Origin of the sequence: Phaeovulum sp. W22_SRMD_FR3, from assembly GCF_052113705.1 — a bacterium.
Lineage (GTDB): Bacteria > Pseudomonadota > Alphaproteobacteria > Rhodobacterales > Rhodobacteraceae > JBGQOG01.
Genome location: NZ_JBGQOG010000005.1, coordinates 44,315 through 64,862, shown reverse-complemented (window position 1 = coordinate 64,862; position 20,548 = coordinate 44,315). Strand labels below are relative to the sequence as shown.

Sequence of the window (20,548 nt, the reverse complement as noted above, 5' to 3'; positions counted from 1 at the left end):
ATGCTCAGGATTTCGGCTCGCTCTTGTTGTCGTAGCGACTGGACCATTCCGCGAGGATCTTGGCGCGGTTGTTGGCGGCCCATTCGAAATCGTTCTTGATCATCTTGCCTTCGGCATCGGCCGGGTAGTTTTCAACGGCCCTGGCCACGCCGGGCATCGCGAGGACGGCATAGCCTTCGTTGTATTCCTTCATCGCGGCTTCAGAAACCGACCAGTCGACCAGCACCTTCGCCGCCTCAAGCTTGTCGGTGCCGGCGATGATCGCCGCCGCTTCGGCATCCCACCCCAACCCTTCTGTCGGGGTGATCACCTCGATCGGCGCGCCATCCGATTTGGAGTTTGCCCCCCGGAAGGCAAAAGACACGCCGACCACGGTTTCCCCCGCGGCGGCCATTTTGCAGGGCTTTGAGCCGGAATGGGTGTAGCTGGCCACATTGCTGTGCAGGCGGTCCATATAGTCCCAGCCCTTGTCCTCGCCAAAGGTTTGCAGCCATGCCGAGACATCCAGGAACCCCGTGCCGGAGGAGGCCGGGTTCGGCATGACAATATGGCCCGCATATTCCGGCCTGGTCAGGTCTTCCCAGCTGGTCGGCGCCGTCAGACCCAGTTTCGTGCCTTCGACCGTGTTGTAGCAGATCGCGGCCAGCCAGGCGTCCAGGCCAACCCAGGACGGCGGCGTGTCTGTATCCACAAACCGGGCATCGAGTTTCTCGACACCGGCGGGGGCATAGGGCTCCAGCATGCCTTCGGTTTTCAGCACCAGAAGCGAGGTCGCGGCCAGGCCCCAGACCACATCCGCGCTGGGATTGTTCTTTTCGGCCAGCAATTTCGCGGTGACCACACCGGTGGAATCGCGCACCCAGTTGACCTTGATCTCAGGGTGCTCCGCATGGAAGGCTGCGGCGTAGCGCTCGAGAAATTCGGCCTCGAATGCGGTATAGACGGTCAGCTCGGTTTCGGCATGGGCGGCAAAGGCGCCACAGAGCGCCAAGGCCGATGAAAGCAAAAACGTTTTTCCGGTCATGTCTGGTTTCCCCGTTGGATAGTCGCTGGATTGAGCGGCGGCCTTGAGTGGCCGCACGTGAATTTGCTGAGGTCACCGCCCGGCTTCTGGCAGGCGCTGAACGTCATGACTTAGGGTGCGGTGAAGGCGTAAAATTAGTAAAATCTATTATTTTTATGAAAGTATCGACCATGTCGATATGTTGGCGTTCAGCTGACCGCGATGGCCATTACGCCTGCCGCCACCACGGCCGCGGCGAGCAATCTGCCCGTCACGGGACGCTCCCCAAACCACAAAATCCCGATCAGCGCGGCAAAGACGACACTGGTTTCCCGCACGGCGGACACCGCCCCAAGCGGCGCTATCGTCTTGACATACAAAACAATTCCATAGGCACTGACCGCCGCGATACCGCCGGTGGCGCCCATGGCCAGCACGCGCGGGCCAAAGCGCCCCCCTGCCCTGCGGCGCATCAGGCCAATGGTCAGGGGCACGGGAAATTCCAGCACGAACAGCCAGCCCATATAGGAGAAAGCATTGCCCGATCTTCGCACGCCGATGCCATCGGCTACAGAATAGGCAGCAATGAGCAGACCAAGGCAAATGGCGAACACGACCGCGGCGTGCGAGGCCTGCGCCGCCCCCCGTTGCAGCGCCAGAATAAGCACTCCGGCAGAGACGCAAGCAACCCCAAACCAGCCCAGCGGCGCAAGGGATTCGCCGATCAGCACCATGGCAGAGAGCGCCACCACCGCCGGGGCCAGACCGCGCGAAATCGGATAGACCTGGCTCAGGTCTCCCATGCGATAGGCGCGGAACAGCAAGATGTAATAGCCATAATGCAGCAGCGCCGAGGCCGCGATCGAGGGCCAGCTTGCGCGGGCCGGCAGCGGAAAATTCAGCACAAGGATCAGGCCCAGAACGGCATGTGCCGCCGAGACCGCCGCAAGCACCCCCGCGCGGTCATCCACCGCCTTGACCATCGCGTTCCACCCGGCATGCAGCAAGGCCGCAAACAACACCAAAGCGAGGGCAGAAAGGGTCATGTCATGCACCCGGAGCAGGCCTGAGGCCAAAATTCTGAAGGCCAGGGCCTTGTGGGTCCCCGCATGGTGGGCCGGGCCGTTGAGGGGAGCGGCCTTGTGGAGCGGGGCGCTGAGAGGCGGGATTTGCTGCGCAAGTCAGTCAAACATTTCTGCGACGGTTTCCTCGCCAATGGCAAAGCCAGTCGAGGCACCTGTGCCGCTTGTCACCATCGCCAGGGCCAGATCCGCGCCGGGCCGGTCGATGAAGGCCGCCCCTTTCGACGAAGAATAACTGCCCGTCCAGCGCTCGACCACGGTCACCGGCCGATGCCCGAACAGGCGCGCAAATTCCGACAGGATCAGCGCGTCGATATACGCTGAGCCAAAGGGGTCCGGTGTGGGGCCGTAGTGATGGGAGTCGCCCAGCACCAGCGATCCGTCCGCGCTTTGCACCACGATCAGATGCACGCCGTTTTCAAGCATCTCCGGCTGTTCGCGGATCAGCCGCGCCCGCAGCGCCGCGGCCTCGGGCAGCTGCGCATAGCCGTCATAGCGCAGCAGGCTGAGGTCCGAGGCCAGCGCCCCCGCGAGGCGGAAACCCGGATCGGCCAGCCGCAGCATCTGCAACCTGCACCGCGTGACATCGCGCGCGGCGATACGCTCGGCCAGAAGGCCGGTCAGATCATCGCCCGGGCAGACCACGATCTTGCGCGCCCGCACCGGACCCGCGCTGGTTTCCACAACCGGCGGGGAAACGGCAGTCACCGTAGTGGAAAACCGGAATTCCACGCCCTGCCCGCGCAGCCAGGTCACGATCTTTGGCAGCGCCAGACGGGATTCCACCCGGATTTCCTCGGGACTGAAGAGCCCGCCCAGCACCGCCTGCGGATCAAGCTCCGGCTGGCGGGCCAGGAGTTCGGCCCGGCTCAGCAGCTGACAGCCCACGCCCGAGGGGCTCCGGGCAAAGGCTTCGGCCAGCGCCATCGCCTCGGGGCGTTGCGCGGCCACCAGCATGCCGCGCTGTTCGACCGCGATCCCCGCCGCACCCGCCAGCTCCAGCCAGATCTTGCGGGAAGCGGCTGCGCGGCTGCGGGCAATGCCCGGTTCCTGTCCGGACACCACCACAAGGCCAAAGTTGCGCACCGAGGCGCCATTGGGCTGCGCATCACGGTCGATCACGACGACCCGCAACCCCCGCTTGACGGCAGCAAGGGCATGGGCGAGGCCGATGATCCCGGCCCCGACCACCGCGAGGTCATATTGCGCGCTCACCATGGCAGCGAGAAGGTCTTGACGTTGGTGAAAGACTTCATCGCCTCGATCACGCCTTCCTTATAGCCGTTGCCGCTGTCCTTGATGCCGCCGAAGGGGGACATTTCGATGCGGTAGCCGGGCACTTCCCAGATGTTCACGGTGCCGACCACGAGGCCCTTGATATAGGCCTGCATCCGGCGGAAGTCGTTGGTGCAGACCCCCGAGGAGAGGCCGAAGGCGGTGGAGTTCGAGATCCGCATCGTCTCGACATCGTCATCGGGCACCCGCACGATCGGGATGATCGGGCCGAAGGTTTCCTCAAGCACCAGCTCGCTTTCGTGGCGGACATGATCCACCACGATGGGCGGCAACAGCGCCCCCTTGCGGCCCGGGTGATACAGGATTTTTGCTCCCTCCGCCTCGGCCAGATGCACGCGGTTTTCAAAGACTTCCGCCGCGCGGGCATGGACGACACAGCCAAGCTCGGTCGCAGGGTCCATCGGGTCGCCAAAGCGTAAAGCCTTGGCGCGCGCCAGAACCATCGGCACGAAGCGGTCGGCGACGCTTTCCTGCACCAGAATCCGCTTCACCGCCGTGCAGCGCTGACCCGAGTTCCTGGTGGCCCCCGCCACCGCCAGATCTGCCGCCTTGGCCAAATCGGCATCGCTGAGGTCGTTGCAGATGATCAAAGGATCATTGCCGCCGAGTTCCAGCACCTGACGTTTGTAGACCGCTTTGGCCGCGATCATCTTGCCCACCGGCACACCGCCGGTGAAGGTGATCAGATCGAAGTCCGGGTTGGTGATCATCTCATCGCCGATGTCACCGGGCCAGCCGGTGACCACCGAGAGCATCTCGGGCGGCAGTCCCGCTTCATAAATCGCATCGGCCAGCCAGAGCGCGGTCAGCGGTGTCAGCTCCGTCGGTTTGACCACGATGCAATTGTTGGTGGCAATCGCCGGGGCGATCTTGTGGCTGACCATGTTCAGCGGATGGTTGAACGGCGTGATCGCCGAGATCGACCGCAACGGCTCGCGCGTGGTGAAGATCTTGCGCGCCTTGCCATGCGGGGTCAGATCGCAAGAGAAAATCTCGCCGTCATCATGGATGCACATCTGCCCGGCCAGCGTGTAGACATCATAGGCCCGGCCGCATTCATAAAGTGCATCAGCCAGCGAAATGCCCAGCTCTGCCGTGATGATCGGCGCGAGTTCCGCCTTCCGCTCGCTGATGATGCGGGCGATGTTCAGAAGGATTTTCTGCCGCTCGTAGCGGGTCAGGGTCGGCTGATAGGCGGCGGCGATGGCAAAGGCTTCGCGCGCATGTTCGGCGGTGCCCGCAGGCACCGTGCCGATCAGCTCATCCGTCCAGGGGTAGTGGACCGGCACCCGGTCCGGCGTGTCAACCTTGCGTCCCGCGATGCGCATGCTCTCATGCCGGATCGCGATGGGGGGGGAACGTTTCAACATCTCACACCTCAGAGTGCCGCAGCGGTACAGGCGACGTAGAAGGCGTCAAAGTTGCGCAGCACCGGCGCCGTCGGCAAATCCACCACCCGGTTGACGATGAAGGGCACCACCTGCTCGGTCAGCCCGCCGTGGCTGCGCAAGGGCTCGTTCAGCGCCGCAAGATCGTGGCGGTGCGCCGAAGTGCCCAGCGTCATGTTCTCGCCCGAGATCATCACGATATCGCCGATCCGGTCGCCGGGCAGTTCAAAGCGGCGGATGGCTTCGGCTTTGTCGACCACCAGAGTCATCTCGGGAATGGCGGCAAGCTCGGCGATCACCGCCGCCTGATCGGCGCTTTCGGGCAGATAGGCGGTGGCGAAAGAGCCGAGTGCACCATGGTGCACCACATAGGGGTCGGTGATCGGCAAGATCACCCGCGCGGCATCCTTGCCCAGCATGTCATCCAGCTTGTCCTGCACATAGATCACCGCAGGCGCGCCATCGGCCAGATGTTTCGGCTTCATCCCATGGTCGGCGGTCACCACAATCGCCGCGCCCAGCGCATCAAGTTCGGCCAGATAGGCGTCGAACATCTTGTAGAAGCTTTGCGCCTGCGCATCTTCCGGCGCGTATTTGTGCTGCACGTAATCGGTGGTGGTCAGATACATCACGTCCGGCCTCCAGTCGCGCAGAAGCTTGACCCCGGCGGCAAAGACGAACTCCGACAGATCGGCGGAATAAACCTCGGGCACCGGCATCCCAAGCCAGGCGCTGGCATCGCTGATGCCGTTCTGGGCAAGGGTCGCCTTGTCCGAGCGCTCGGCCGAAAAGCAGATCGCGCGGTCTTCGTCAAAGCGCAGGCCCGCCCCCAACAGGGCGCGCAGCTTGTCTTTCGCCGTCACCACGGCGACGCGGGCGCCCGCCTCGTAGAACTGGCCGAAGACGGTGGGCGCGCGCAGAAAACGCACGTCGTTCATCATCACCTCTGTGCCGGTTTCCCGTTCATAGAGGTAATTGCCGCAGATGCCGTGCACGGCGGGCGGGCGGCCGGTGGCAATGGACAGATTGTTCGGGTTGGTGAAGGAGGGGATCACCGAATGCGCCAGCCGGTCAGTGCCAATCTCGCGCATCTTCTTCAGCGTCGGCATCAGGCCTTTGGCAATGGCCACCTCAAGATAGGCGGGTTCGCAGCCGTCAAGGCAGATCGCAATCGCGGGCACCTTCGGCCAGGGATAGCTGCGGTCATTGGCGATGACGGGAAGGCGGGTATGGGCGTTCATGAGAGGGTCCGTTCTGTAAAGAGGAGATCAGGCGGCGAGTTTCGCGCGCTCGGCAATCGCGGCGGCGGGCGGGGCGGCGGTATCGACACCCATTTCGGCCAGGCATTCGGCGGCGGCAGCCACCACCCGGCGCATGATGGTTTCATCCATCCGGCCGATGCAGCCGACGCGGAAGCTGTCCACCACGGTCAGCTTGCCGGGATAGATGATGAAACCCTTGGCCTTCATCAGATCGTAGAAGGTCGAAAAGACGAAACTCGGATGCGCGGGGTTGAAGAAAGTCACGATGATGGGCGAGAGCCAAGCATCGGCGAGCAGGGTTTCAAACCCCAGGGCCCGCATCCCCGCCACCATCACATCGCGGTTGCGGGTGTAGCGCGCACCCCGGCCCGCCACGCCGCCCTCCAGCGCGTGCAGCCGCAGCGCCTCGAGGAAGGCCGCGATGGTATGGGTCGGCGGCGTAAAGCGCCATTGCCCGGTTTTCACCATCGCCGCCCATTGCGCATGCACATCCAGGCTGAGCGAATGCGCATTGCCCTTTGCGGCCTCCAGCGCCGTCTTGCGGGCGATGACAAAGCCGAAGCCCGGCACGCCTTCGATGCATTTGTTGGCCGAGGAAACCATCGCGTCATATTGAATGCGGTTCACATCCAGCTCGACCGCGCCAAAGGCCGACATCGAGTCAATGAGCAGGCGGCGGCCCTTTGCGGCGACCACATCGGCAATCTCGGCGATCGGGTTCAGGATCCCCGACGAGGTTTCGCAATGGATCGCGATGACATGGGTGATGGCCGGATCGGCATCCAGCGCCTGACCAACCTCATCGCCGCGCGGCGGCAGATAGTCGCCCTTGTCGATCAGCGTATAGGCCCGCCCCATCACCCGCAGCGTTTCCGCCGCGCGCAAGCCGTAAGCACCGTTTGCGAGCACCAGAACCTTGCCATCCTGCGGCACCATCGAGCCCAGCATCGCCTCGCAGCAAAACGAGCCCGAGCCCTGGATCGGCACGCAAGCGAACGCGCCCCTGGTATCACCCGCCAGCGCAACCAGCTGATCGCACATGGATTTCGTCATTGCGCGGAAGTCACCATCCCACGATCCCCAGTCGCGCAGCATCGCTTCCTTGACGCTGAATGCCGTGGTCAGCGGCCCCGGCGTCAGCAAGAATGGCTCACCCAGACGCGGGTCGGCAAAGGCGGTATCGGTAGCGGTCATCGAGGGCCTCTTTGGATTGATTGCGAAGATCTGAGGTCAGTTTTCCACGGCGAAAATCATATGTAAAATCGTTATTTAAGATCAGAACATCGACTAAATCGATACTAAGGCCGGTTTGGCCAGGCGGCTTTCCAGCAGCAGGCCAGAGTCGGACAGGATGGGATAGGCGACCTTGACGAGGAGGGAATTCACCTCCTTCAACGCGCGCACCACTTCGATGTGAATGTCGCTGGTGTCGATGCTGCGCAGATTGCCGGACCGTAGCCGCGCGATATGGCGGTCATGAAAGTCGCGCTCCAACTGCCGCAGCACCGCCTTTTCAGCCACCAGCAGCCGGGCGCTCTCCAGATCGCCCGAGACCAGCACGTTCAGCGCGATCTGCATATTGGCCATCACCCGCGCGTGCAGGCTGATCAACTCGCGCCAGCCTTCATCGGAAAAGCGCAGCTTCAGCCGGGCCTTGTCCGCCGCCTGTGACACCAGCGTTTTGGCGATGATATCGCCCATCGCCTCGAAATCATTTGCCAGACCCGCCAGTTCCAGCCCGCGGCGGGCCTCGTCCTCGGTCAGGACGCCGCGGTTCAATTCGGCCACGAACAGTTTGATGTCGCTGTGACGCTTGTTGATCTCATCGTCCATTTCGCGCAGGCGGCGGATACCGCGGTCATCCCCCAGCTCCAGCACCTCCATCACCGGGCGCAGCATCGCCTCCAGCGTCTCGCCCATGCGCAGCAATTCGCGCTGCGCGCTGGCGAGCGCCAGATTGGGCCGCGCGAGGGCACTGCGGTCGAGCGCACTGCGCCAGGTGGTGCTGGTCACGGCATCCTCGGGCAGGGGCCAGAGCGTGGCGGTAAGCCGGTCCATCAGCCCGGTGAAGGGCAAGGACAGGATCAGCAGGCAGAGGTTGAAGAGCACATGAAAGTTCACCAGTTGCGCACCCGCCCCGGCCCCCAGATGCGCCAGGGGATGCGGCAGCAGCTGAAGGAGCAGCAAGGCGATCACCGAGCCTGCGCCGCGAAAGATCAGGTTTGCCAGCGGGATGCGACGCGCAGGCAGCCCGGCGCCGCGCGTCAGCCAAACCGCCACCAGCGCCCCCCCGAGGTTGGCCCCCAGCACCATCGGTGCCGCCGCCTCCACCGGCAGCACGCCGCTTGCCGCGAAATTGGCAAAGATCAACAGCGTCGCAACCGAGGAATGCAGCCCCCAGGCCAGCAGCGCCGCCACCCCAAACGCCGTCAGCGGATCGCCTGCCAGCCATCCGGCCAGCTGCGGCAGCACAGCGCTTTCCCGCAGCGGCTCGGTCGCGGCACCCACCATGCGCAGGGACAAGAGGATGAAGGCCACGCCCAGGATCACCCGCCCGATCTGCCGCACCTGCCGGTGTTCAAACTTCAGGAACAGCGTGGCCCCCGCCAACAGCAGGACCGGGATCAACTCGCTCAGGTCAAACGACAGCAGTTTGACCACCAATGCCGAGCCGAAATCGGCCCCGAGCAGTGCCGCGATGCCCGCGCCAATGCTGATGATACCCGAGGTCGCAAAGCCTGCGGCCAATATCCCCACCGCCGTGGCGCTTTGCAGGATAACCGCCAGGGCCGCCCCGGCACATGCCATGCCCAGAACCCCGCCACCGGTGGTGCGCAGCACCGACCGCAAACCGCTGCCCCAGGCGCGCTCCACCCCGGTTCGGACCATGCGAACGGCCCATAACAACAGCATGACCGCGGCGGCCAGATGGATCAGGATCAAAATCGGGTGCATGGGCGGGCTCCTTGGGATGATCCCACAGCAGAGCCCATTGCCACCTATTGATCAAATCGTTACTTTTAATCCTATCATAAGTTTCACAGGTGATTCATGCGCTATGTCCAGCTTCGGGCTTTTCACTATGTCGCCACCAGCGGCGGCTTTTCGCGGGCCGCTGAAGCCCTGTTTCTGACCCAGCCCGCGATTTCCGATCAGGTCAGCAAGCTGGAGGAAGAATATGACGTGCTGCTGTTCAACCGGATGCGCAAGCAGGTGGTGCTGACGGCGGCGGGGCAGGAATTGCTGCAGATCACGCGCAGGCTGTTTGACAACGAGCAACAGGCGCTGGCGCTGTTGTCCGAAAGCCGCGCGTTGCAATCGGGCAATCTGCGCATCGTGGCAGACAGCGCGCATCACCTGCTGCATATCCTTGCCGCCTTTCGCCAACGCTATCCCGGCGTGAAAATCTCGGTTCGCTCCGGCAATACGGAAACCGTTGTTGCCAGCCTGCACAATTACGAAGCCGATCTCGGTATTCTGGGTGAAATGCCGACGTTGAAGAACTTCGACTGCGAATTGCTGAGCTCTTCCCCGATCATCGCCTTTGTCGCGGCGCAACATCCTCTGGCGCGCGCCAAGCGGCTGACATTTGCGCAACTGGCCCATGAGGCGCTGGTGCTGCGGGAGCGCGGGTCGAAAACGCGGGTGAAACTGGAGGAAGCCGCGCGCGCCGAAGGCATAGAGCTGAAGCCGACCATTGAAGCCGAAGGCCGCGAGGCGGTGCGCGAGATCGTCGCTTCGGGCGTGGGCATAGGCTTTGTGTCATTGGCCGAATTTGGGGATGACAACCGCCTTGTGCCCATCCGGCTGGATCCGGATGACCGGATGATGATGGATGAGGCACTGATCTGTCTGCACGAAAGACGCAGTTCCAAACTGGTTCAGGCCTTTTTTGAGATCGCACGGCAGGGACGTACCGCCAGCGCGTGAAGACCGCCTGCCCCGGGGCGGAAGGCGGCTTTGCAGCGTTGCAAGGTGGCCCTGCGGACAGCTGGGGCGGTTCCACAGGTGGCCCGCGCCTTGGCGCAGATGGCCGGACTTCGGGCGTCAACGGCGGTCTGCGCGGCACCCGGTCTTGCCCCCGGTTGCCCTGCTGTTGGCCTCCCCCCATCTTGCGTGGTGTGGTGCGGGCATGGGCGCATGATCCCCTCCCCCGGATCACAGGAGGCCACCCGCCCATTTCCCGCCGGGCAGGCCCATCACCACCCCGACATCACCTGCGGCAACCAGAGCGCCATGGCGGGAAACGCCAGGATCAGGGCAACCCGGATCATCTCCGCCCCGAAGAACGGCAGGACGCCCTTGAAGGTCTCGGACATGGGCACATCCCGCGCCATCGAGGAGATCACGAAGACATTCATCCCCACCGGCGGCGTGATCAGGCCAAGTTCCACCACGATCAACGCGAGGATCCCGAACCAGATCTTGAGATCCTCGGTGCTCATGCCAAATCCGGCGCCCTCTGCCCCCATGTAGAGCCCGCCGTTCAGCTCGACCAGCACCGGCCAAAAAAACGGAATGACCAGCAGGATCATCGACAGGCTGTCCATCAGGCAGCCCAGCAGGATCAGCGCCACCAGCAGCACGACCATCACAAGCATCGGCGCCATGCCGGAGGCAAGGATCCACTCTGCCGTGGCCTGCGGCAGGCCGATCCGGGACATGAAGATCTTCATCAGCTCCGCCCCGAGCAGGATCAGATAGATCATGCCGGTGCTGGAGGCGGTTTCCTTCAGGGCATCGACCACATCGGGAAAGCGGATCTCCCGCGTGACAGCGCCATAGATCCAGACCAGCGCGACGCCAATCGCCGCGGCGGGGGTCGGGTTGTAAAAGCCGCCATAGATGCCGCCCAGCACGATGCCAAAGATCGCCAGCACCGGGATCAGCCCGATGGTCGCGGCGCGGAATTCCGCGCGGTCCACGCCGCCATGCGCGGGGCCGCTCTCGGGCCGCACGCGGACGTAGATGGCGATGGTCAGCAGGAACAAGAGCACCGCCAACAGGCCGGGCAGCAGCGCCGCCGCGAACATGGTGACGATGTTCGCCTCGACGATGATGGCATAGATGATCAGCACGACCGAGGGCGGGATCAGGATGCCCAACACGCCCCCCGCCGCCAGCGTCCCTGTGGCCAAAGCGCCGGAGTATTTGTAGCGCGCCAGTTCCGGCAGGGCGACGCGGCCCATGGTCGATGCGGTGGCCAGCGACGAGCCGCAGACCGCCCCGAAGCCCGCGCAGCCGGCGATGGCCGCCATCGCCGTGCCGCCACGAAAGCCGCCAAGCCAGGCGTTGGCCCCCCGGAACAGCGCCCGGCTGAGACCCGCCTTGGCGGCCAGCGCCCCCATCAGGATGAACATCGGCACGACCGACAGGTCGTAGACCGAGAACTGCCCATAGGCCAAGGTCTTGAGTTGGTTGAACACCGGTGCGATGCCGTTCACCAGCGCGATCCCGACGCCGCCGACAAGGATCATCGCATAGGCGATCGGCATGCGGACGGCGATCAGGCCGACGAGCGCCACCAGCGCGATGATGCCGAGAGTGATGGTGTCCAGCATGTCAGTCTTTCCGGGACAAATCGCGCAGGTCCTGCGCCAGGGTGATGGCCGCCGAGACGGATAGCAGGGCGAGCGAAACGAGGATCGGCACAAAGGCCATCCAGATCGGCAGCTGCAGGATCGAGGTCTCGTAATTGTATTGCTTCTGGTCCAGCAGGCCCGCATACATCCGCCACAGCAAGAGCAGCCCGAACAGCAGCGCCACAAGCGACGACATCAGCCGCAGGCTTGCCAGCATCCGCGGACCGGCGTTCTGGGTGAAGATGTCAGCGGTCACGTTCGACCGCGTCAGCTGGCAATAGGGCAGAAAGGCGAAGGCCGCATTGGCCACGCCCATCTCCGTCAGTTCAAAGTCTCCGGGGAATGGCGCACCGAAGATGGCACCGACCACCGACACCACATTGACCGCGACCACGGCGAGCAACATTGCTCCGCCCAGCAGCGCCCACCCCGTGATCAGGGTGGGCACCAGCCCCGCCGGCGGCGGGGCGGCGGGACCGGCATCGGCAGCCATTTATCCGGCCGCCGCGTTTTGCGCCACGAGTGCCCGGGCGCGTTCAACCAGGCCCGCACCATCAATGCCCTGCCCGCTGACCTCGGCGACCCATTGATCGACAACCGGCGCCATGGCATCCCGGAAAGCAACCGTTTCGGCTTCGGTCAGGACGGTATGGGTATTGCCCGCATCCGTCGCGACCTTGATGCCGAAATCGTCCGAAGCCCGCCAGATCGCGCCGACCTCTGCCCGCCAGTCGCGGCCCGAGGCGTCGCGGAACGCCTTCTGGATGTCCTCCGGCAAACCGGCCCAGCGGTCGGCGTTCATCGAGACCTGGAAAGTCGTGTTGCCAAAACGCTCCCGCTCGAAACCTTCGATCTGAAACTTGGTTTGCTCCTGAATCTTCAGCGGCGGGATGATCTCCCAGGGGATCAGCGCGCCATCGACAACGCCCTTTTGCAGCGCGGGCGGCAGCTCCGGCACGGGCATGGCGATCGGTGCCGCGCCCAGCGCTTCGATCACCCAGGCCCCGGTCCGGGTCGGAATCCGCAGCTTCTTGCCCACCAGATCGGCGGGCGAATGCACATCGGTGTCGCGCATGTGAAATGCCTGCCCGGCATGCACATGCAGGAACATGACCTCAAGCCCGGCATATTCGGATTTCAGATCGTCCTCGAACATGTCGAACAGCGCCAGGTTCGCGGCCGCCGGATCGTTCTTGTAAACGGTCGGCAGTTCCATCACCTCGGTCCGCGGGAACAGGCCCGCCGTATAGCCATTCGCCGTCCAGATCAGGTCCACGATGCCGTCGCGGGCCTGCTGCACCAGCTCTGGCGGACGCCCCCCGAGGGTCATCGCCGGAAAAATCTCGATGGCCACACGCCCGCCGGATTTTTCCGCCACCGCCTTCGCCCAGGGCTCCAGCATCTTGGTCTGCGCCGGGGCCTGCTGGCCCAGAAAATGGTGCAGGCGGAACGTAAATTCCGCCGTCTGTGCCCGGACAAGGCCGGGCATGGCCAGTGTGGACGCGGCAGCCGCCATCGTCCCGATCATCTCGCGTCTGTTCATTGGTCTCTCCTCCTGCGCTCTTCACAAGTGCCGGACGGAAGCCGCGGCACCCTCTCCCTATGAAAAGATCACTGGCAGGTTCAGGCGCATCCGGCTTAAAGTCAAACTGATAAAGATGATAAAGAGTATTCAGATAGATGATAAACCTCCATCGCATCGACCTTAACCTGCTGTCGCTGCTGGTCGCGGTGCATGACACGGGGTCGGTGTCACTGGCGGGCCGGACGCTCGGGCTCAGCCAGCCTGCCACGTCGAACGCGCTGGGGCGGCTGCGCGACGCGCTGCAGGACAAGCTGTTCGTGCGCGGCCCGGGCGGGATGGAGCCCACCGCCCTGACGGCGCGCATCGTGCCCGAGATCCGCCTGCATCTGGCCGGCATCGCTGACACGCTGACGCGCGCGCCGGTCTTTGACCCGGCCACCACGCGCCGCACCTTCCGCATGGCGCTGTCGGGCCTCGGAGAGCAGATCTTCCTGACGCCGCTGGTCGAGCGGGTTTTCGCGCTGGCCCCCGGCGTGCGGCTGGGCAATGTCGCGTCTCCCTTCGAGGATCTGAAGCTGACCCTGCAGCAGCGGCAGGCTGACGTGGCGATGGGCCTGTTGCCGCCCGATGGCGCCAACCTGATGCAGACCCATCTTTTCAACGAGGATTACAGGGTCATCGGCCCGCCGGGAAAGCGCGCGACCACGGCAGTGGACCTCTCCCGGGCGCGGCTGATCCTGGTTTCCGGGGCGACATATGCCGAAGATATCGAGCAGGTCGTGGCGGATCACGGGCTGACGGAGAATGTCTGCCTGCGGCTGCGCCACTTCGGTGCCCTGCCCGACCTGTTGGGCACCGTCGACGCGCTGGCCATCGTGCCGGGCCAGTTCGGGCGCCGTCTGGCCGCTGCGGGCAAGGCGCGTCTGCTGGACATCGTGCTGCCGCGCGGCCGCCAGAAGGTTCTGATGGTCTGGCATGCGAACACGGATGCCGATCCCGGCTGCATCTGGCTGCGCGGCGTGATCCGCGACCTGTTTCAGGAGACGGATCGTGACGGCTGACCCGACACCGGCACACAGCGCCGCGACCGGACAGGAAGGGACAGGACAGGACAGCACCGGCAGATGATCGGCACCACGCCCCCGGAAGGATCATCAAAGGAGCGCGGTCAGGCGTGCGGATCGCCCGGCACGGCGGTCCCGCGCCATGGTCTGGCCCCGGCCCCGCAGCCCGGGGATATGCTGCCAGGGCAACCGCAGTCAGGGCGTCTCCGCCCTCGGTCCGGATGGCGATCGGGCATGGCTCAGGGGCGACCTGACCGGCGCAGGGCAAGGTTTGTCCGGCGCGACAGCCTGCCGCCCCCCTCGCGGTGCGGGAGGCCCACACCGCGGCGGGAGATCGCGACGGCTTTTGTGGGTGCGGCATCATCCGCGTTTGCCAGCGAGGCGTTGCCGGGAACCTGAGCAATCTGCACGTTGATCCCGCCGAGGCGGCGGCCAAGGCAGCCGCTGTATTGCCCGGCTAATCCGCGCCGCGCCAGGCCCGGGCGGTCATGCCAAACTGCTTGCGGAAGGCACGGCTGAACTGCGACGGATCGGTCATCCCCCAGGAGAGCGCCAGATCGGTGATCGACCGCCGCCGCTGGGCGGGGTCGCGCAGGTCCCCCGCGATGCCGCGCAATCGCTGGTCGGCGATCCACTGCGACGGCGTCGTCCCCGCCGCCTGAAAGAGGCGTTGCAGCCCGCGCAGGCTGATCCCCTCGCGCGCGGCAATGGCCGCGAGGTTGATCGCCGGATCGCGCAACCCGCGCTCTATGCTCCGCTTGATCCGCTCCAGCCGCAGTGTCTCTTCGGTGCTGTCGCCCGCCAGACCCTGCCGGATGGCATTGGCCAGCAGGCGGGCGGTGACATCCTCGGCCTCCTCCAGATCGGCATCGGACAAGAGCGGACCGTTCTCGGCCATCTGCTGCAAAAAGCCGCGCACCAGCAGCCCTGCCCCCCGCTGCCCGTCGAAACGGCGCGCCGTCACGCCGCCGAGGCCGGTGATCTGGCAGGCCAGCCGCTCTTGCGGCAGCCGCAGGATGATTTGCCGGAACGGCCCGTCAAAGGCCAGACGATAGGGCCGGTCCGTGAGGTAACAGGCAAAGTCGCCGGGACGCAGCCGCGTCTGGCGGCCCCCCTGTTCGATCCCGCCCTGTCCTTCGATCTGCAGCGCGAAGAGCACGTCGTCCTGCGGATCGCCGCGCAGATGTGCCGCCGTGCGCTCGGTCACCTGCACCGTGGAATGCACCCGCGTGAGGCGGTTTGACCCAGGCACGACCGGGTCGATATGGCCAAAGAACCCATCGTCCTGCGATGCGCTGTCGAGCCGCAGAAACCGCGACCAGAGCGCGCTGCGCCAGGCCTCCCAGACGTCATTCGATCCGCGTGTCATGCCACCCTCACCCCGGGGCCACCCTGTCGGGACAGGCCATGATCGGCCTTTGTCGCGTGGTGTCAAACGGTTTGTCGCCCGGCGCCAAGACGCGCAGGGCGCCATGTGCACAGATACCTGTCACCGCACGGTCACAAGGCAAGAACGCCCAGAGGTTCACCCGACCGCGCCCCCCTGTCCACAGGAAGGACCCGCCCATGCAACCGATCAAAGCCGCCTGCGTCCAGGCCGCCCCCGTCTTTCTCGACCTCGAAGCCTCCATCGACAAGGCCCAGACCCTGACCGAAACCGCCGCGGCGCAAGGGGCCAAGCTGATCGCTTTTCCCGAGACCTGGCTGCCCGGCTATCCGTGGTGGATCTGGACCGGATCGCCCGCCGAAAGCGTCCCTTTCCTGCCCGAATATCACGCGCAGAGCATGGCGTTGACCTCGCCGCAGATGACGCGGTTGCAGCGCATCTGCCACGCAAACGCGATCACCATGGTGATGGGCTATTCCGAACGCGAGGGCGGCAGCCGCTACATGAGCCAGGTCATCATCGGCGAAGACGGCACGATCCTGCTGAACCGCCGCAAGCTGAAGCCCACCCATGTCGAACGCACGATCTTCGGCGAAGGCGACGGCTCTGATCTGCAGGTGATCGACGCGGCCTTCGGGCGGCTGGGCGCGCTGAACTGCTGGGAGCATGTGCATCCCTTGGTCAAGATGGCGATGTATGCCCAACACGAAGAGGTGCATGTCGCAGGCTGGCCCAGTTTCTGCACCTACCGCGATATGGCCTATGCCCTGGGCCCGGAGGTCAACAATGCCGCGAGCCAGATTTATGCGGTCGAGGGCTCGTCCTATGTTCTGGCCCCCTGCGCCCTGGTCAGCCAGGCGATGTTCGACCGGATCGCCGGTGGAGACGCTGAAAAGGCGCGGCTGCTGAACCCGCGCACGTCACAGCCGGGGGGCGGCTTTTCGCAGATCTACGGCCCTGACGGGCGGCCCCTGTGCGACCCGATCCCCGAGGATCAGGAGGGCATCCTCTACGCGGATCTCGACCCTGCGATGCTCGCGATTGCCAAGGGCGCGGCCGATCCCGCCGGTCACTACGCCCGCCCCGACGTGCTGCAGCTGGTGGTGAACCGTCAGAAGCGGCAGGTGATGCAGGAGATCAACGGCTCCGGCGCCTTTGCGCCGATCCCCTGCGCCGAGGCGGCGGACTGACGGTCAGGGCCAGTCGGCAAAGGACAGGCCGGCGGTGTCGGTCTTTCGGGTGCCGCTCTGCCGTGCGTCCTGCCGGAAGCGGCGCGGCGACATCCCCGTCGCGCGCTTGAAGAAATGCGAGAACTGCGTGGGTTCGTCAAAACCGAGCTGGTCCGCGATGCGGCTGACGGTGTCGTCGGTCTGCGCCAGCCGGGTCGTCGCATCCAGCAACACCCGCTGATGCACCAGCGTCAGCGGGGTGCGGCCCAGCAGCCGCTGACAGATATCGTGCAACCGGTCATAGGAAAGGTTCAGGTCATGGCAATAGTCCGCAAGCCCGCGCCGGTCCCGGTAGCCCAGCTCCACCAGCTGGCGAAAGCGATGCAGGATTGCCGTCTCGGGCTGGTGGCCGACCGCATCCTCGGTCCGCAGCATCCGTGCCGTGGCAATCAGGATCAGCCGCAGCAGCGCCGCCACGGCAACATGCGACCGGCGGGCGGGATCGACGATCTCGGCCTCCAGCATCGGCAGCAGCGGCAGCACGGTGCCGCGCGTGGCTTCGGGGTCGGCGGGTGTCAGCGTCAGATGCGACAGGATGCGGTCCAGCTTCAGCCCCTCGGTCCCTGCCCCGGTGACCATCGGTTGCAGCGACCGCGCGAAACCGATCATCCAGACGCGGGCCCCCGCCTCCACGACGATCTTTCCCGGCATGCCATGCGGCAGCACGAGGATGCAATCCGTACCGATATCATGGCCGGTGTCATCCAGCAGCAACCGCGCCCGGCCCTGTGTGGTGACGGCGATCAGGTTGAGATCGCCATAGGCATTGCGCCCCGCCGCATAGGTGCGCTGGCGAAAGCTGGGGGCAACCGCCTCGCACCGCACCAGCGCGCCCAGATCGGTCGGAGTCTCGGTATGCGCCACGCTGGACCCCATAAATCTTCAGATAATTCCCAGTATGCGTCATTATCTTTGATTGCGAAAGGGCACAACTTGGCATCGGTCTGTCATCTGACAGGGGAGGACCACATGGGAGACGCAGTGCAGATGCCGCATCCGCAGCGGCCTGAGGCCGCCGCGACGGCCATTGCCACGCTGTTCGCGGATGGCGGCAGCCGGGATGCCATTGGCGGCGCAACCTTCGTGCGGCTCAACCCGGTCACCGATCTGGTCGCCACGATCGCCGCCGCCGGGCGCGCGGCGGATGCGGAAGCCCTGACCCAGATCGCCGCGCGCCGCTTTGCAAGCTGGTCTGCCTGGTCATCGCAGGATCGCGCGGCCCTGATGCGGCGTGCGGCCCGGATGATCCCCGAATACGCCGACCGTTTTGCCGCCGCCATGCGGGCCGAGACGGGTGCCACCGACGACTGGATCGCCTTCAACCTGACCGTCGCGGGCGATGTCCTGCACGCCACCGCCGATCTGGCCGAAGCCGCCCCCGACACGCCGCCGGACGTCGTTCGCGTGCCTGCCGGGGTCTGCGTTGCCATCGCGCCCTGGAACGCGCCGGTGGCGCTCGGCATGCGCGCGGTGGCCTTTCCGCTGGCCTTTGGCAACACCGTCGTCTTCGCCGCATCCGAGCTGTGCCCGCTGACCCATGTGCTGCTGGGCCATCTGCTGCATGACGCGGGTCTGCCGGCCGGTGCGCTGAACATCATCACCACCGCCCCGGATCACGCCCAGGAGGTGGTCGAGACGCTGATCGCGCATCCGGCCGTGCGGCGGGTGAATTTCACCGGGTCCACCCGCGTCGGCCGCATTGTCGCGGGGATTGCCGCGCGGGACCTGAAACGGTGCCTGCTGGAGCTGGGCGGCAAATCTCCCTTCATCGTGCTGGCCGATGCCGACATCGAGCGCGCCGCCGATGCCGCAGCGCATGGGGCCTATCTGAACGCCGGGCAGATCTGCATGGCGACGGACCGGATTATCGTCGATGCAACCGTGGCAGACGCCTTTGTCGCGGCGCTGGTGGCGCGCGCCGCCGCGCTGACCGCCCCACATATCGCGCCGCTGGCCACGCCCGCCATCGCCGCGCGCCTGTCAGCGCTGATCGAGGATGCGACGGCCAAGGGGGCCATCCTGCGCACCGGCGGCCCCGCGCGCGGCCAGCTGATGGACGCGACCATCGTCGACCATGTCTCCTCGATGATGCGGATCTACCACGAGGAATGTTTCGGACCGATCGTCGGCATCTACCGCACCGGCTCGGTGGAAGAGGCCGTGACCATCGCCAATGACTGCGACTACGGCCTGTCCTCGGCCGTCTGGGGCCGCGATACCGCCGCCGCGCGCGCCGTCGCCGATCAGCTGGAGACCGGCATCTGCCACATCAACGGCGCCACCGTCGCCGACGATCCGACCCGGCCCTTCGGCGGCATGAAGGCCAGCGGCTACGGCCGTTTCGGCGGCGCCACCTGCCTCGACGAATTCACAGAATTGCGCTGGATCACCACGCAGGACTGACACCAAAGGCCCGGCAAGGGCCGCTTCATCCAGGGAGGATGACCCCATGACAGACTTCAACCGACGCCAGTTCACTGGCCTTCTGGCCACGACGACGCTGATGCTCTCGGCGCGCGGCGCGCTGGCGCAGGATGCGGACAGCATCCGCATCGGCTTTTGCAGCCCGCGGACAGGCCCCTTGGCCGGCTTTGGCAAGACAGACGGTTTTGTGCTCGAACAGGTTCGCGCGGCGCTGGAAGGCGGGATCGCGGTCGCAGACAAGACATACCGTGTCGAGATTCTGGACCGCGACACCCAGTCCGACCCCGCCCGCGCCGCGCAACTGGCCAAGGAGCTGATCGGCGAAGGCATTCACCTCATGCTCGCCGTGTCGACGCCAGAGGTCATCAACCCCGTCTCCGACGCCTGCGAGGCGGCGGGCGTGCCCTGCCTTTCCACGGTTATGCCCTGGGAGGCGTGGTATTTCGGGCGCGGCGCCAAGCCGGGCGAACCCAGCCCGTTCAAATGGACCTATCATTTCGGCTTTGGCGTCGGCGAGGTGTTCCAGACCTATGTCGCCACCTGGCCGCAGGTTGAGACCAACAAGAAGGTCGGCGTGATGTATCCCAATGACGCCGACGGCAATGCCGTGCGCGCCGCCCTCGCGCCGCAGCTGGCCGGGGCGGGCTATACCATCGTCGATCCGGGCGCCTACGAGACGGGGACGACCGATTATTCCAGCCAGATCGCCTTGTTCAAATCCGAAGGGGTCGAGATCATCAACACCTTCCCGATCCCGTCCGATTTCGCGGCCTTCTGGCGTCAGGCGGCGCAGCAGGGCCTCGCGCGTCAGGTCAAGATCGTGCAGACCGCCAAGACCGGGCTGTTCCCGCCCGAGATGGAAGCGCTGGGATCGCTGGGCCAGAAGATGACCTCAGCCGCCTATTGGCACCGCGATTTCCCCTACAGCTCTCCTGTGACCGGCCAGACCGGCCGCGCACTGGCCGACGGCTGGGAGGCCGCCACCGGCGAGCAATGGACCCAGCAACTGGGCGCGACCCTGTCGCTGATCGACGCCGGGATCGCCGCGCTGAAGGCCACGACCGACCCCAAATCGAGGGAAGCGGTCCGCGACGCCATCGCCAGCCTGAACGTCGAGACGATTGGTGGGCAGGTGGATTTCACCTCCGGCCCGGTCCCGAACGTGGCCCATGGCCCGATCCTTGGCGCGCAATGGGTCAAGGCGGCCGAGGGGCCCTTCGCGCTGGATTATGTGCTGGTCGACAACACCCCCGATCCGAACGTCCCGGTCAGCGCCACGCTGATCCCCTACAACGAATGAGGCGGG

17 protein-coding genes are annotated in these 20,548 nt (G+C 65.3%); 5 read left to right on the top strand and 12 right to left on the bottom strand.

Translation table 11 applies throughout. The features are described from left to right. Positions 1-4: 4 nt before the first annotated feature. From ACEN2S_RS08385 to ACEN2S_RS08355, 7 genes are all read right to left on the bottom strand, one after another. Complete coding sequence (locus tag ACEN2S_RS08385) at positions 5-1,024, bottom strand: putative 2-aminoethylphosphonate ABC transporter substrate-binding protein (protein WP_441864911.1); 1,020 nt, start codon at positions 1,022-1,024, stop codon at positions 5-7. 188 nt (positions 1,025-1,212) lie between these two features. Then, a complete protein-coding gene (locus tag ACEN2S_RS08380; RefSeq protein ID WP_441864909.1) occupies positions 1,213-2,049 on the bottom strand; it encodes an EamA family transporter in 837 nt (278 codons plus the stop codon). Positions 2,050-2,184: 135 nt separating this feature from the next. Beyond that, positions 2,185-3,303, bottom strand: coding sequence for a TIGR03364 family FAD-dependent oxidoreductase (locus tag ACEN2S_RS08375; protein ID WP_441864907.1), 1,119 nt, complete (start codon positions 3,301-3,303; stop codon positions 2,185-2,187). Further along, the gene (phnY, locus tag ACEN2S_RS08370; RefSeq protein ID WP_441864905.1) at positions 3,297-4,751 is read right to left on the bottom strand and encodes a phosphonoacetaldehyde dehydrogenase; all 1,455 of its coding nucleotides are present in this window, start codon (positions 4,749-4,751) and stop codon (positions 3,297-3,299) included. Before phnY ends, ACEN2S_RS08375 begins: the two co-directional genes overlap by 7 nt. An 8-nt stretch (positions 4,752-4,759) precedes the next feature. Continuing rightward, positions 4,760-6,010, bottom strand: coding sequence for a phosphonoacetate hydrolase (gene phnA, locus ACEN2S_RS08365; protein ID WP_441864903.1), 1,251 nt, complete (start codon positions 6,008-6,010; stop codon positions 4,760-4,762). Positions 6,011-6,037: 27 nt separating this feature from the next. Beyond that, on the bottom strand, positions 6,038-7,225 hold the full coding sequence (locus ACEN2S_RS08360) for a 2-aminoethylphosphonate--pyruvate transaminase (RefSeq protein ID WP_441864901.1): 1,188 nt from the start codon (positions 7,223-7,225) through the stop codon (positions 6,038-6,040). Positions 7,226-7,318: 93 nt separating this feature from the next. Then, positions 7,319-8,986 (bottom strand): Na/Pi cotransporter family protein, encoded by a 1,668-nt coding sequence (locus tag ACEN2S_RS08355; RefSeq protein ID WP_441864899.1) that lies wholly within the window; start codon positions 8,984-8,986, stop codon positions 7,319-7,321. A 96-nt stretch (positions 8,987-9,082) separates the two neighbouring features. Here ACEN2S_RS08355 and ACEN2S_RS08350 point away from each other — a divergent pair, with 96 nt between their 5' ends. Continuing rightward, a complete protein-coding gene (locus ACEN2S_RS08350; RefSeq protein ID WP_441864897.1) occupies positions 9,083-9,961 on the top strand; it encodes a LysR substrate-binding domain-containing protein in 879 nt (292 codons plus the stop codon). A gap of 269 nt (positions 9,962-10,230) precedes the next feature. Here the strand turns inward: ACEN2S_RS08350 and ACEN2S_RS08345 are convergent, their stop codons facing one another. Genes ACEN2S_RS08345 through ACEN2S_RS08335 form a run of 3 tightly spaced genes read right to left on the bottom strand, consistent with a single transcriptional unit; the run spans position 10,231 to position 13,156 of the window. Then, complete coding sequence (locus ACEN2S_RS08345) at positions 10,231-11,592, bottom strand: TRAP transporter large permease (protein ID WP_441864894.1); 1,362 nt, start codon at positions 11,590-11,592, stop codon at positions 10,231-10,233. 1 nt (position 11,593) lies between these two features. Continuing rightward, positions 11,594-12,106, bottom strand: coding sequence for a TRAP transporter small permease (locus ACEN2S_RS08340; RefSeq protein WP_441864892.1), 513 nt, complete (start codon positions 12,104-12,106; stop codon positions 11,594-11,596). Continuing rightward, complete coding sequence (locus ACEN2S_RS08335) at positions 12,107-13,156, bottom strand: TRAP transporter substrate-binding protein (RefSeq protein ID WP_441864889.1); 1,050 nt, start codon at positions 13,154-13,156, stop codon at positions 12,107-12,109. 137 nt (positions 13,157-13,293) lie between these two features. Between ACEN2S_RS08335 and ACEN2S_RS08330 the strand changes: the two genes are divergently transcribed. Next, entirely contained in the window at positions 13,294-14,199 is a 906-nt protein-coding gene (locus ACEN2S_RS08330; protein ID WP_441864886.1) for a LysR family transcriptional regulator, read from the top strand. A 460-nt stretch (positions 14,200-14,659) separates the two neighbouring features. Here the strand turns inward: ACEN2S_RS08330 and ACEN2S_RS08325 are convergent, their stop codons facing one another. Then, a complete protein-coding gene (locus tag ACEN2S_RS08325; RefSeq protein ID WP_441864884.1) occupies positions 14,660-15,571 on the bottom strand; it encodes a helix-turn-helix domain-containing protein in 912 nt (303 codons plus the stop codon). A 197-nt stretch (positions 15,572-15,768) separates the two neighbouring features. On the opposite strand from ACEN2S_RS08325, the gene ACEN2S_RS08320 reads away from it, so the two are divergent. Further along, on the top strand, positions 15,769-16,779 hold the full coding sequence (locus ACEN2S_RS08320; protein WP_441864881.1) for a carbon-nitrogen hydrolase family protein: 1,011 nt from the start codon (positions 15,769-15,771) through the stop codon (positions 16,777-16,779). Between the two features lie 3 nt (positions 16,780-16,782). Here the strand turns inward: ACEN2S_RS08320 and ACEN2S_RS08315 are convergent, their stop codons facing one another. Beyond that, positions 16,783-17,682 (bottom strand): helix-turn-helix domain-containing protein, encoded by a 900-nt coding sequence (locus tag ACEN2S_RS08315; protein ID WP_441864878.1) that lies wholly within the window; start codon positions 17,680-17,682, stop codon positions 16,783-16,785. Positions 17,683-17,787: 105 nt separating this feature from the next. Between ACEN2S_RS08315 and ACEN2S_RS08310 the strand changes: the two genes are divergently transcribed. Then, positions 17,788-19,221, top strand: coding sequence for an aldehyde dehydrogenase family protein (locus ACEN2S_RS08310; RefSeq protein ID WP_441864875.1), 1,434 nt, complete (start codon positions 17,788-17,790; stop codon positions 19,219-19,221). A gap of 46 nt (positions 19,222-19,267) precedes the next feature. After that, the gene (locus tag ACEN2S_RS08305) at positions 19,268-20,542 is read left to right on the top strand and encodes an ABC transporter substrate-binding protein (protein WP_441864872.1); all 1,275 of its coding nucleotides are present in this window, start codon (positions 19,268-19,270) and stop codon (positions 20,540-20,542) included. Positions 20,543-20,548: the final 6 nt, after the last annotated feature.